The 12,041-nt window shown below is 57.0% G+C and carries 12 protein-coding genes; 4 read left to right on the top strand and 8 right to left on the bottom strand.

What is annotated here, in order from left to right; all coding sequences use genetic code 11:
* The 3 genes from L248_RS09985 to L248_RS09995 form a co-directional block, all read right to left on the bottom strand.
* The coding region (locus L248_RS09985) for an EamA family transporter (RefSeq protein WP_196812027.1) at positions 1–866 on the bottom strand (866 nt) is incomplete at its 3' end.
* Between the two features lie 10 nt (positions 867–876).
* Positions 877–1,386 (bottom strand): universal stress protein, encoded by a 510-nt coding sequence (locus L248_RS09990; protein ID WP_022530086.1) that lies wholly within the window; start codon positions 1,384–1,386, stop codon positions 877–879.
* Between the two features lie 63 nt (positions 1,387–1,449).
* The gene (locus L248_RS09995) at positions 1,450–2,592 is read right to left on the bottom strand and encodes a glycerate kinase (protein WP_040536165.1); all 1,143 of its coding nucleotides are present in this window, start codon (positions 2,590–2,592) and stop codon (positions 1,450–1,452) included.
* Positions 2,593–2,703: 111 nt separating this feature from the next.
* Here L248_RS09995 and L248_RS10000 point away from each other — a divergent pair, with 111 nt between their 5' ends.
* The 3 genes from L248_RS10000 to L248_RS10010 are packed head-to-tail and all read left to right on the top strand — an operon-like array spanning position 2,704 to position 5,077.
* Positions 2,704–3,498 carry a tyrosine-protein phosphatase gene (locus L248_RS10000; RefSeq protein WP_022530088.1) on the top strand — a complete coding sequence of 265 codons (795 nt, stop codon included), beginning with the start codon at positions 2,704–2,706 and terminating at the stop codon, positions 3,496–3,498.
* Positions 3,499–3,519: 21 nt separating this feature from the next.
* On the top strand, positions 3,520–4,677 hold the full coding sequence (gene queG / locus L248_RS10005) for a tRNA epoxyqueuosine(34) reductase QueG (RefSeq protein ID WP_022530089.1): 1,158 nt from the start codon (positions 3,520–3,522) through the stop codon (positions 4,675–4,677).
* 34 nt (positions 4,678–4,711) lie between these two features.
* Positions 4,712–5,077: a hypothetical protein gene (locus tag L248_RS10010; RefSeq protein ID WP_040536168.1), complete on the top strand. Its 366-nt coding sequence runs from the start codon at positions 4,712–4,714 to the stop codon at positions 5,075–5,077.
* A gap of 74 nt (positions 5,078–5,151) precedes the next feature.
* Here L248_RS10010 and L248_RS10015 read toward each other — a convergent pair whose 3' ends face one another.
* From L248_RS10015 to L248_RS10035, 5 genes are all read right to left on the bottom strand, one after another.
* Positions 5,152–6,183, bottom strand: a complete 1,032-nt coding sequence (locus L248_RS10015) for an RES family NAD+ phosphorylase (protein ID WP_022530091.1) — start codon at positions 6,181–6,183, stop codon at positions 5,152–5,154.
* A 77-nt stretch (positions 6,184–6,260) separates the two neighbouring features.
* Positions 6,261–7,181 (bottom strand): sce7725 family protein, encoded by a 921-nt coding sequence (locus tag L248_RS10020; RefSeq protein ID WP_022530092.1) that lies wholly within the window; start codon positions 7,179–7,181, stop codon positions 6,261–6,263.
* A complete protein-coding gene (locus tag L248_RS10025) occupies positions 7,156–8,043 on the bottom strand; it encodes a sce7726 family protein (RefSeq protein ID WP_022530093.1) in 888 nt (295 codons plus the stop codon). Before L248_RS10025 ends, L248_RS10020 begins: the two co-directional genes overlap by 26 nt.
* A 156-nt stretch (positions 8,044–8,199) precedes the next feature.
* Entirely contained in the window at positions 8,200–9,327 is a 1,128-nt protein-coding gene (glf, locus tag L248_RS10030) for a UDP-galactopyranose mutase (protein ID WP_040536172.1), read from the bottom strand.
* A gap of 39 nt (positions 9,328–9,366) precedes the next feature.
* Positions 9,367–10,365, bottom strand: coding sequence for a glycosyltransferase family 2 protein (locus L248_RS10035; RefSeq protein WP_040536198.1), 999 nt, complete (start codon positions 10,363–10,365; stop codon positions 9,367–9,369).
* A 124-nt stretch (positions 10,366–10,489) separates the two neighbouring features.
* On the opposite strand from L248_RS10035, the gene L248_RS10040 reads away from it, so the two are divergent.
* Positions 10,490–11,734, top strand: coding sequence for an MDR family MFS transporter (locus L248_RS10040; protein WP_022530096.1), 1,245 nt, complete (start codon positions 10,490–10,492; stop codon positions 11,732–11,734).
* Positions 11,735–12,041 lie beyond the last annotated feature (307 nt).

Genomic DNA, 12,041 nt, shown 5'->3' on the forward strand with positions numbered 1-12,041 from the left:
CCGATGACCGTCAGGATGATCAAGGCGATCCCCAGCATCTCCATCGGGTTGAACCGCCGGTTGAACATGACCACCGATAACACGGCCGCCCCCAGGGGTTCAAAAGAATCCAAAATACTGACGACGGTGGCGGTGGTGAAGCGCAGGCTGCCCAGGTACATGGCGTAAGCCAATACTGTGCCGAAAATCAGGATAAAGAGATAGGCCGCAATCCCGGCGGGACTCAGGTGCGGGACCCATTCGTGCACCGGCACGGTGGGGGCCATGGCGAGACCGCCCAAAAGCATGGACCAGCCGACCGTGGCGATGGCGCCGAATTCCCGAATCAAGCGGCGCGGACCGAGGGTATAGACTGCCGCCGCAAAGGCCGAGGCAATACCCCAGAACAGACCCAGCGGCGTGATGGCGAGGTGGCCGAAACGGCCCCGGGTCACGATCAGGTAGGTGCCGGCAATGGCCAGCGCCACTGCGGCCATGTCGATCCGGGAGGGCCGCTTATGTTCGGCCACAGCCAAATAGAAGACCACGATGATCGGCGACATGAACTGCAAGATAGTCGTCGTGGCGGCATCGGACACCGCAATGGCCTGGTAGTAGATGAACTGCATCGACACCATGCCAATGGCCGTGAAGGCCAGAAGCGCCCAGATATTGCGCCAAGTGCGCCAGATTCCTAACATCTTTTCCTTTTGGGTCAAAAACCCGCCGGCGACGACGATCGTCCCGGCGAGAATCATCTTCGAAGCAATCAGCCAGTGGACCGAGACGTGATCACTGGCAAACAGCAGCTGCGACATTGGCCCCGAGACGCCCCACATCATGGCAGCGGCGCCGGCCAACAGGATCCCATATTGACTTTTCTTCATTATTCCCCAGTTACTTCGGCTTTCTAGCCGCCTCTTTCTTGGCTGCCCGGGCTTCATCCTTGGCCTTGGCCAAACCGGACTTAACGACTAAGACATCGCACAGCGCGTGGCGGTTGACATACTCCGTCACAGACCCCACCAGCAAGCGTTCCACGGCATTCAGCCCAGTGGCCCCGATCATGATCAGGTCATTGTGGTGATCCTCCAAGAAATCCTTGGCGATGACCGTCTTGGGGTTGCCAAACCGGACGTGGATCGAGATGTCCGTGAAACCTTGTTCTTCCTTCAGCTTATCAACGATGTTCTGTAAGTAATTTTGGGCATCTTCGGATAATTGATAAATCGTATCCTCGGTGATCATCCCGCCGTAACTGCCAACGAACTGCTTCGTATCCAGCACGTGCAGGAGATCGATATGGGCATGGTTCAGCTGGGCGACCGCCACGGCTTTATTGAGCGCCCGCTCGGACTCAGCAGAACCGTCCAGCGGGACCAAAATGTTGTGATATTCTTGCGCCATTTTTCTCCCATCCTTTCCAACTTCACTTTAGCATACAACGCGCCCCAACGGCGCATCCACGCATTAATTTTCTGGCTGTTTTTGCCGCTGGCAGAAACGGGCCAGCAGTTCGCTGCCGGCTACCTTGAGACTGCGCCGCCAGACCCCGGTCGTCGTGCTGCCCATCAGACCAGTGACCTGGGTCAGATAAATGTCTGTGAACAAGCGGCTAAGCCGCGGATCCGGGGTGTGGTCGGCTTGCAGGGCGATGCCGCTGGGTACCCGGAACTGCCGGGCGAGCCGGGCCAAGGGCACGACCCCGCCCACTAACCCCATGGCAGGGGTTAGTACAGGCGCCGCGGTGAGCAGAAAGTCCGCCTGGCGCAGTTCGACCGTCAACCCGACTTGGTCGCAGAACCAGGGCGTGAACGGCACTACCGCTTGGCCGCCCACCGCGAGCAAGGCCCCAGCTAGCCCGCCGCCAGCCCCGCTGCCGGGAACGCCGGCAATCGTGATGTGCCGGGCCGGCGCCAGCTGGGCCTCAGCTAACCGCAACTGAGTATTGAACCGTTCCTGCCAGCGGGGCGCGAGGTGCTGGCGAGCCGCCAGCATCCCGCTGAACCCCGCCAGACCAGTGTACGTGAAGCGGCTGTCCGTCATGATCGTCAGCGTCGCCTTTTGCAGCATCAGCGCCGGCCGGCTGGCGTCCAGTCCAGTCAGTGTCAACAGTGGATTGGCAACCCGCTGATCCGGCCGGCGGCTGGCCTGGATCTGGGCCCCCAATGCCTGGAGCATGCCGACGCCGCCGTCCCCCGCGAGGTGGTTGCCGATGAGCAGAACGATGCGGGTCGTGCCGTCAATCAGCAGGTGGAGCAGGCCTTCCCCTAAACCGAAGCTGGTCGCCTGGTCCGCTCGGGCAGCGGTGGCTGGCGTGAGGGCGGGAAACAGGGCATCCGTCTCCACATAGGCCGTGGGGTGCGTCTTCGGCCCCACTTGCAGAAACGGCAGGACCGTCGGAGCGCCATACGCTCCGGTCACCGGGATCGTCCGGACCGTACCGCCAACGATGCGCTGTAACGCCAATAATAATCGGCCCGGCGGCGGGAAGGACCAAATATCCACCCGGGCATCAGGCACCGCCGTTTGGACACCATCGGCCAGCAGCTGACTAGCCGCCAAACCGTCCAGTTCTTTCGTAAAGGCCGTGGCTGCCACGATCACCCGCACCTCACTCACCTCCTGTATTCTGTTCTTCTATTGTACCTTGTTGCGAAAAGCGCGGCTATCCATGCTAAACTGGAAGTAACCAGAAATTGACAGAAAGCAGGTCACATCAACATGACAGAACGGGTCTTGCCTATCAAGAACGGCTTCAACTATCGGGAATTGGGCGGTTATCCCACTGCCAGCGGGGCGACGGTCAAGTACCGCAAGATCATCCGCTCCGCCGGCTTGAACGAGCTGAGCGCCGCTGACCAGCAGTACCTCTACGATTACGGCGTCCGCGTGGATATGGACTTCCGGTCCACCGAAGAACGCAGTCAGCAGCCGGACAAGGTGCCCGCCGGGGTCGACTATCAATTCAACCCGGTGCTCGCCGAAGACGAGACCCAGAACTCTAAGTCAGCCAAGGAGCTGCAGGCAATGATGCGGGAAGATCCGGAGAACGGCTACCAGCACATGCTGCAGGTCTATCGGGATATGGTCCAGACCACCCATGCCCAAGACGCCTACAAGCAGTTCTTCGCCACCCTGCTGGCCAACGATACGCCGGACCAGGCCGTCCTGTTCCATTGTGCCGCCGGCAAGGACCGGACCGGGATGGGCGCGTATTTCTTCCTCAGCGCCCTGCGGGTTCCGGACGAGGTCATCACCCAAGATTACCTGCTGACCAACGAGACCAGCAAGGACCGGGTGGCCGCCGTGCTCGCCGACGTCCGCAAGAACGGCGGCAACAGCACCATGGTGCGCAACATCGAGGCGCTCTTCACGGTCAACGCGGACTACCTGAACACCGCCCGCCACGCCATCCGCAACATGAGCGGCGACGTCCAGCATTACCTGCGGGACGTCCTCACTCTCAGCGACGGCGATATCCAGGATCTGCGCCGTTTGTATCTGACCACGAAGTAAGGGAGAAAGGAAGCCGGGACCATGGCGGACACGGACCTCAAACAGCGCATCATTGCGGCCAGCCAAACGATCGGCATCGATAAGATCGGCTTCACCACCGCCGCCCCCTTCAGCGAGCTGGCCCCCAGCCTGGCGGCTCAGCGGGCCAAGGGTTACAGCAGCGGTTTTGAACACCAGAATATCGACGAACGCGTGCACCCGGATAAGATCTTCGACCAGCCCCGCTCAATCATCGCCATCGCCTTGGCCTACCCCAGCCGCATGCACGAGCGCGCCCCGCGCAGCGAATACAAGCGCGGCTACTTTGCTCGGGCCTCCTGGGGTATCGACTACCACACAATTCTGCGGGAGAAAATGACCCGGCTGATTGCGGAAATCAAGCGGCTGGCCGGGGAAGATGCCGCAGTGAACTTCAAGCCGATGGTCGATACTGGCGAGCTGGTGGACGTGGCCGTGGCCCAACGCGCCGGCTTGGGCTTCATCGGCAAGAACGGACTGCTGATCACCAAAGAGTTCGGCTCCTGGGTCTACCTGGGAGAAATCATCACCAATATTGAATTTGCGCCCGACACGCCGATTCCCTGTCAATGCGGGGACTGTACCCGCTGCATCGACTTCTGCCCGCCCGGCGCGCTGCTGGGGGACGGCCACCTGAATGCCCAGCGCTGTCTGTCTTACCAAACCCAGACCAAGGGCATGATGCCGGCGGAGTACCGGCCGATGATTCGCAATGTCATCTACGGCTGCGACATCTGCCAGCTGGTCTGCCCGTTCAATAAAGGCAAAGACACCGCTCGGCATCCGGAGATGACGCCGGATCCCGACCGGGTCAGTCCGGAACTGGTCCCCATGCTGACGATGTCTAATAAGGAATTCAAGAACCGCTTCGGCGCCCTGGCTGGTGCCTGGCGAGGAAAGAAACCGCTGCAGCGCAACGCTATCATTGCTCTGGCCAACACGCGCGACCGCAGCGCCCTCCCTAAATTACTGGAAGTCATCGACAAGGATCCCCGGCCGGTCATTCGAGGGACGGCGGCCTGGGCGGTGAGCCAGTTATTGAAGAACCAAAATCCGGAAATCAGTGCTTTTCTCACCGCCGCTCTGGCGAAAGAGACCGACTTGGCAGCCCAGACGGAATTCCGGGACGCCCTGGCCCATATCGCCGCGCTGCCCGCTTAATTATTGATTGCTTCAGGAAGGAATTAATGACATCATGAAACTCTATCAAGCCTTAACGCAGGTGACCATCGCCGACACGATGATCGACGACGTGGCCGATTACCAGGTGCACACTGTGCTGCGCACGCCGCTGCACTTCACCCCGCGCCAGATCTACCACTACATTGACGCCGTGCTCAAGCCCGGCGCCCGCCACGACGAGAACAATCTGCGCTTCGTCACCGACGCCTCATTCATCGCCATGCATTACGACTATCAGCAGACGGACTTCACCGCCCACGCCAAGACGTTCGACGACAAGGTCACCTTCGCCCACCAGATCGTCACCGATCTGAACCGGCACTGCAGTGTGAATGTGGATCCGGAGAAGAAGATATTTCAGATTATTTTTGTGGATTAAGCACTGAGAAAGGAGCCGAGACTTTACCCGCTGGGGAAAAGTACACGGCTCCTTTCTTATGCACGAAAATATGGTCACATTTCTGATTGTAAGCGGCGCAGTTCTGGTATTAAACCTTGAACCCCATAATAAGCAATACCCCCGGTCAATCGAACCTTGTCTGAACGAAATAAAACCAAGTCTTTGGACCCCGATTTGACTGTGCTGTCGTACATAATGCCGTCTACTAATTGGTCTTCGACCACCATGGTTTTCACGAGATCACTGATATACTCAGTCGGAGCATACGCGGCTTCGCTGCGCGTACGGCCGCTTTGTTTTCGAAGTGCGGTATTAATCGCAAGCAAAATAGGCCGGTTAATGAGATATGAGGACTTATCTGCAACACGAAATGGTCCTAAATTGGCCAGAGCATCCAAGTTGACGACCTTAAGCACCTCGGTAACAGAAAAAGTACCAATAGCCACGACATCTTGGACGGCTGGTTTGATTTCAACAGCGACAGAGTTTTCATCTGTGCCCAGGTAAAGATACGAAATTCCTGAAGCGTTCAATCGGCCAGCTGCTGCTTTGTCGGCCGGTGCTGGGCCGATGCCCTGTGCTTCCAAGGGAATCTCAGATTCCTGGATAATTCGCGCCCTTTGAAAGACTGTTCCTACAGAAATATCCCTCACCAATTGTTCAAAGAACGCAATAAGTTGGTTAGGCTTGAAAATTCCATTGTGGAACCGATTTTCATGCCGAATAACGCGTTCGAATTCCGACCAGGACTTGCCTGACAGAATTGAAGCATCGTTGTAAAACTGACTCCCGGGCATGATGACGGGTGCGACTGGCCCGTGCTGCATCAGGGGATTCTTCGAGAAATAATCGGACAACACGGCATCAAGCAAACGCTGGATTTCCTCAAAAGTCAGCGCAAAAATGCCCCACTCATCCTTCAAATGTTCTGCGAGTTTCCGGGATTGAGTCACATCACTGGACGTGGGCGCATATAAATCAGCAATTTCCTCAAAGTCCAGCACCATCCCGTCTCCGTATTCCGATTGACGATCGATCCGGTCCAGGTCCATCGTCCACGTTTCTGCACGGTGTTCTTCACTCACTTCACAAAAGCCTCGCTCGTGAATGCGCTTGATTCGCGCTCGGATGTCAATATCCCGGAAGCATTCAATACAACATCTCATGCGCCGTACCGCTCGGTCAAATACCGCCCCATAATTTCCAAATGATGTTGAATTGACAGTTTTTTGATGATTCCCAGACCCGAGTACTGCCCGTTGCCAGCCATTTGGATAAAACTCGCCAGTGCTTGGGAATCATTCTTGTCGTGGTCAAAGTCAGGCGCCTGCACCCATTTTACTAGCTTTTCTAACGCTTCACCGGCCTTTCCAGCAGGATCTGAAATGTCTTGATTGCTGTCAGAAACAAAATGCTTGATGCGCAGACTGTTTTCCCCATCGAAGTAGACGACATGAATAGCCACGGCCATCGGCGCGAACCCGGACGCGGTGTACTCTTTTCCAACAACTGAATAGTCGCTAAAGCCGCTCAACCCATCGTCTCGAAAATATCGTTGGTTATCTGAGAAGAGTTCGTCATCGACATCAAGATAGTCGGCGTTTCTTTGCGCTTTGTTGAATGAATCCTCTAGTTCAATGACGTTTCCGCGCGCCCGGCGCAAAAAGTGAAAGTTTTCCACAGCAATCAGCTTTAACACGTCATCCCATTGGCTGTCGTTATCAGGTATAGACATCCGTGTTCCCGGTGTCACGATAACCATTTTTTGAGTGTTAGAAAATTGGCCGAGCTGAGCAAGATCGTCAGCCTGGTTAATGAATAACGCAGGAATAAAGCAATCTGACTGCTTCAGTTGAGTAACTACCTCATTGTCAAAGGGCGTATAGGGTGCCACCCTTGGATTCTGAATCACGGCAATTGGGTGGTTTTTTTCTTGAAATTGAACCAAGACACTCAATAGTGTACTGCTGGCTTTGACCGGTTCAATGACAGGGATAATGGCCTCCGTCAGCAAATTCTGGGCAAGCAGCTCCCGCAATGCAATTAACTCGAACTGTTTACCGCGAAGATACGGAAAATACATGGTTTGATGCCTCCCTCTGGGGTATCCGCTGAAGTACTTGGTCAAGTTCCGCGTAGTCTGCATCCTGGAAATCCGCAAAGTACACCAGCTCTTTCAATGATTGCGGTACGCGCTGGAACTGATCGGCGTGCCTTTGAATCGTCGTCCGTTTTTTCAGTGCGGCAAGCAATTCCTGATGGCATGTTTCGAGATCGATTTTCTTGAACCAAGCTAAACATGCCCTGTAATACTGGAATTGATTGACTTGGGGCAGTTTGCCGAAATGGGCGCGGAGAATGGTTTCATACTCGCCTTTACGCAATATTTTAAACATGGCCTCGTGCGTCAATTGCTCGGTGCGCGGCTTTGGTGCCCACACTGTGTGCAGTGTGTTGCGGCGAGTTAGCACAACTAGGCCAACGTCTGTCCCTTGCAATCGTGCCGTGGCGGCGGGCAAATGGGAATCGTCCGTTACCACGGTGACATATTTGAACGCTTGGTAGTAGCTGGCCAATTGTGATGGTAACCGATCAAAGTTATCCAAGCCGGTTTTAACCTCATACACTTGCCCAATCCCATTGATGATCAAGAAATCCAGAATTGACCCGGCAACGGGTAGTTCCCGCAACGCCGTGGACGTATGAATACTGTGCCGGCCGAGGAGGATTTTCGTCAGTAGCGTATTTTTGAAGAAATATTCATTCCGATACTGCCGGCTCATCGTTTGATAGGCCAATTCAACAACCGCGTTGTTTGATTGGGACGGTGCAATGGCCATGCGCTGCCGCATCTCGTCAACGAGTGCTGTATCGTGCGCGTTGACTATCTGTTTTAATCCCGCCGGTGAAAACAAGCGGCCCAACATCTCTTCAACACTGCCCATGGCATTTCCTCCTTCGTTTAATTGGCCAAAGCGCCCCAAACCGGTGTGGCCTTCTGCCCCAGGGTGACTGCTAAGTTCAGCGCCAAGCACCCCGATTTGTCCTTCTCAATAAATTACGCAAAACAATTCCTGCCGTGCGCTGAAATCTCAAATTCATTATACTTTTTGTGCCCGCCACAAGTCTTCGTTGTGGGCCACCTGCAGCGCTGCCGCAATCACCTGGTCCATATTGTAATAGCGATAGGCGCCCAGCCGGCCGCCGAAAATCACCTGGGGTGCCTGGGCCGCGGCGTAGGTCCGATACTGCTGAAACAACGCTTCGTTAGCCGGGTCGTTCACCGGATAATACGGCTCAGCACCCGGCTGCCAGGCAGCTGGGTATTCCCGAGTGATCACCGTTTGGCGGCGATTGCCGCCGCCAAAAATAAAGTGTTTGTGTTCAATAATGCGGGTATACGGCGTTTCCCGGTCAGTATAATTGACCACCGCACTGCCCTGAAAATTGGGAATGTCGAGTAATTCATCCTCAAAACGCAGGCTGCGGTAAGCCAGTGTACCAAACCGATAATCAAAGAAGCCGTCGATGGCCCCCGTGTACACGATACGGTCAAAGGCAGCGGTCAACGCCCCGCGGTCAGCCAAAAAGTCCGTATTCAGCTGCACCGTAATGGTGGGCAGGGCCAGCATTTTTTCGACGATCGCCGTGTACCCGCTCACGGGAATGCCTTGGTAGCGGTCATTGAAATAGTTATTGTCGTAAGTGAACCGCACCGGCAAGCGGCGAATGATGAACGCGGGCAGGTCCACGGGGTCCCGGCCCCACTGCTTGGCCGTGTATTCTTTGATCAGGGTCTGGTAAATATCCCGGCCCACCAGAGCAATGGCCTGCTCCTCCAGATTGGCCGGCCGGCGGCTCGCCCCGGCCGTCTGCTGCGCGGCAATCTTAGCTTGGGCTTCCGCAGGCGTCGTGACGCCCCACATCTGGTGGAATGTGTTCATATTGAAGGGCAGATTGAACAGCCGACCGTGGTAATTGGCCAGCACCTGGTTGGTGAACCGGTTGAAGGCGGCAAACTGAGTCACGTATTGCCAAACCCGGGGCGAGTTGGTGTGGAAAATATGCGCCCCATAGCGGTGCACCGGAATCCCGGCGACGTCTGCCGTATAGATATTGCCCGCGAGGTGCGGCCGTTTGTCGATCACCGTGACCTGATCCCCCGCCAAGGCCCGTTCCCGAGCCACCACCGAACCGAACAATCCAGAGCCGACCACTAGTAATTTCATCATGACGCCCCTTTCTGCTTGACTGACTTTCTCCCCGACTTAATTGAAGCTGTAGAACCGTTGAAGCATGTGGTAGATGGCCAGCGACAAGCGGCGGCCGCCCCGACCGGGCATGTTCACGCCCCAGCCGACAATGCTGTAGCGGACGTGACGATACAGGGCCGCATCGGTATGGGCCATGAATTGCCAGAGCGCATGGTGCTTGGTCAGACTGGCCATGGACCCGTCGTTCAGCAGAACAATGGAAGAAATGCCGGTGACGATGCACACGTAGGATTGCATGTAGCGGGCCAGATGGGCATCTTGAATCTGGCGGCCGGCATAATACGTGATCATCGCCCGGTTCACCTGCAGCTGCTGGTCAATGCGCTTGATCATCACCTGTTCATTGACGGACTGATCCGCCCGGCCGATGAAGTAATGGTACAGGTCCGCATCCAAGTAGCGCATGGTGTGCACATAGGGCAGCGGCTTGAAGACAAAGAGATTATCCACATAGAACGTGTGCCGCGGCAGGGTCAGGTGCATCTCTTGGAGCAGCCGGGTGCGGAAGATGACCGAGTGCATCAGCAGGTACTTGCCCGGCGGCAGCTTCACGTCCTGCCAGGTGAAGGCCCGGTTCTGGGGCAATGCGCGGCGGAAATTCATGGCCTGCTTATGTTTCTTGCCCACCTTGTCGTACACGTAGTTGCAGATGAACATGTCCACTGAATTCTGCGGCAGTGCGCTCAACACCTTTTGCAAGGCCGCCGGATCCAGCCAATCATCGCTATCGACCACCTTGAAGTAGTCTCCTGTCGCAGCATGCAAGCCGGTCATGATGGCCGCCCCATGGCCGCCGTTGGGCTGGTGAATGGCCCGCACCTGCTGGGGGTAACGCGCGGCATACCCGTCGGCGATGGCCGCCGTCCCGTCCGTAGACCCATCATCCACGATAATAATCTCCACCGCCGCTCCGCCGGTGAGCAAAGCGTCCACACAGCGGCCCATGTAATCTTCCGAATTGTAGCAAGGTACCACGGCACTTAATAATGTCACGAATTCATCCTCCAATGGCGTACGGGTCATGTAGTCTCATTTTACCAGAAAGGGCCGGCTGGTATTGTTTTTCCGGCTTCTTTCTGGTAGAAATAGCAGTAACGCAAACTTTTCTGAAAGAGGGATGACCGTGCATCCATTCAAACTCCGCTGGCTATTGCTGGGCGCCTTGCTCAGCAGCATCGGCATGAGCTTCATCTGGCCGCTGACCAGTGTCTATCTCCACAACCGGTTGGGCATCTCCCTGACCACCGTGGGCGTGGTTCTCCTTCTGAACTCCCTGGCCAGTGTGGCCGGCAGCTTCATCGCCGGGCTGGCTTACGACAAAGCCAACCCGTACGGCCTGCTGCTTAGCGGCGTGGGCCTCGCCCTGGTGACGCTGGTCGTTCTTACCGTCAACCACGGCTGGCCGGTCTTCGCCGAACTGCTGGTGGTCCTGGGCGTCACCTCGGGCTGGAACCTGACCCTGGTCAACGCCATCGGTACCGGCATCCGCGGTTATGACGGCCGCTACGTCTTCAACATGCTCTACTTTGCCCAGAACCTGGGGGTCGTGGCCGGCACGGCCATCGTCGGATACGTCTACCACATCAGTGTCAGCCTGCTCTTCGGTATCGCCGCGGCGTTATTTGCTTTCTTCATGATTGTCGTTGCCATCGCGTACCGGCCCATCAGCCGGCCTCGCGGCAGTCGGTCGCACCGACCAGCAGCGACTGTGGCCAGTTCAGAAACTGATGTCTCGGACACGGTGGAATCACCGGCCCCGGCGCCCCGCGAACCCTTGCCGCACATCAACCATATTGTGCTCATTGCCTTCTTCGGCGCCCTGCTGATCATCTGGACGATGTATCAGCAATGGGTCTCGAACCTGTCCGTCTACATGACGGATCTGGGCATCCCGCTGAGCCGGTACAGTCTTCTCTGGACGCTGAATGCCGGCCTCATTGTCGCCGTCCAAGCCGTCCTCAATGCCCTTTCCCGCAGCGGCAAGCACCTCATCAACCAAGTCTTCTTCGGCATCACCATGGTCGCCCTCTCCTTCGTTGTCCTCATCTTCGCCAAGACCTACCCCTGGTTCGTCCTGGCCATGACCGTCCTGACTCTGGGCGAGGCCACCGCCTTCCCGGCCATCCCGGCCCTGGTCAACGACCTCACCCCGCGGGCACTGAAGGGCCGCTACCAGGGCATGGTCAACGCCTGGGCCTCCGCCGGCCGGGCGCTCGGCCCGCTTTTTGGCGGTGCCGTCATCGACGCTACCGGCTACACCACCCTCTTTGTCATCGCCACTACCGCCGTGGCGCTGGTCCTGCTCGCTCTGGCCACCCTGTGGCTGCTGGTCCACCACCGGCTGACGATTTTTACGTACTGAGGGCCAGGCAGAAATGTTGACGGGAAATGCCGGCTTTGCTAAGGTCAAGCCAGCAACAGACCAAGCCTCGTATTCGTTTAATGCTCCCCCTCAAGAAGCGGCCCAGCCGCTTCCACCAAAAAAGCCGCTCTCCTTCCCCAGGGAGCGGCCTTTTTTGATGCTTTAGGAACTTATGCATGCGCGAGACGCGGCAATTTGGGCCGATACGGCGGTGCGCTTTACGCGGCCGCCTCGTGAACCACGGGTATGGGCCGCGAGACCCGGCGATTTGGGCCCTCCGGCTGGCTGGGCGTGGAACGCCATGGGC

It is taken from the genome of Schleiferilactobacillus shenzhenensis LY-73, from assembly GCF_000469325.1.
GTDB classification, from domain to species: Bacteria; Bacillota; Bacilli; order Lactobacillales; family Lactobacillaceae; genus Schleiferilactobacillus; species Schleiferilactobacillus shenzhenensis.

Bases quoted from the DNA above. Each gene is read 5' to 3' on its own strand.
- L248_RS09990 (WP_022530086.1), bottom strand. From the start codon at position 1,386: ATGGCGCAAGAATATCACAACATTTTGGTCCCGCTGGACGGTTCTGCT.
- L248_RS10000 (WP_022530088.1), top strand. From the start codon at position 2,704: ATGACAGAACGGGTCTTGCCTATCAAGAACGGCTTCAACTATCGGGAA.
- queG (WP_022530089.1), top strand. From the start codon at position 3,520: ATGGCGGACACGGACCTCAAACAGCGCATCATTGCGGCCAGCCAAACG.
- L248_RS10010 (WP_040536168.1), top strand. From the start codon at position 4,712: ATGAAACTCTATCAAGCCTTAACGCAGGTGACCATCGCCGACACGATG.
- L248_RS10020 (WP_022530092.1), bottom strand. From the start codon at position 7,181: ATGTATTTTCCGTATCTTCGCGGTAAACAGTTCGAGTTAATTGCATTG.
- L248_RS10025 (WP_022530093.1), bottom strand. From the start codon at position 8,043: ATGGGCAGTGTTGAAGAGATGTTGGGCCGCTTGTTTTCACCGGCGGGA.
- glf (WP_040536172.1), bottom strand. From the start codon at position 9,327: ATGAAATTACTAGTGGTCGGCTCTGGATTGTTCGGTTCGGTGGTGGCT.
- L248_RS10040 (WP_022530096.1), top strand. From the start codon at position 10,490: ATGACCGTGCATCCATTCAAACTCCGCTGGCTATTGCTGGGCGCCTTG.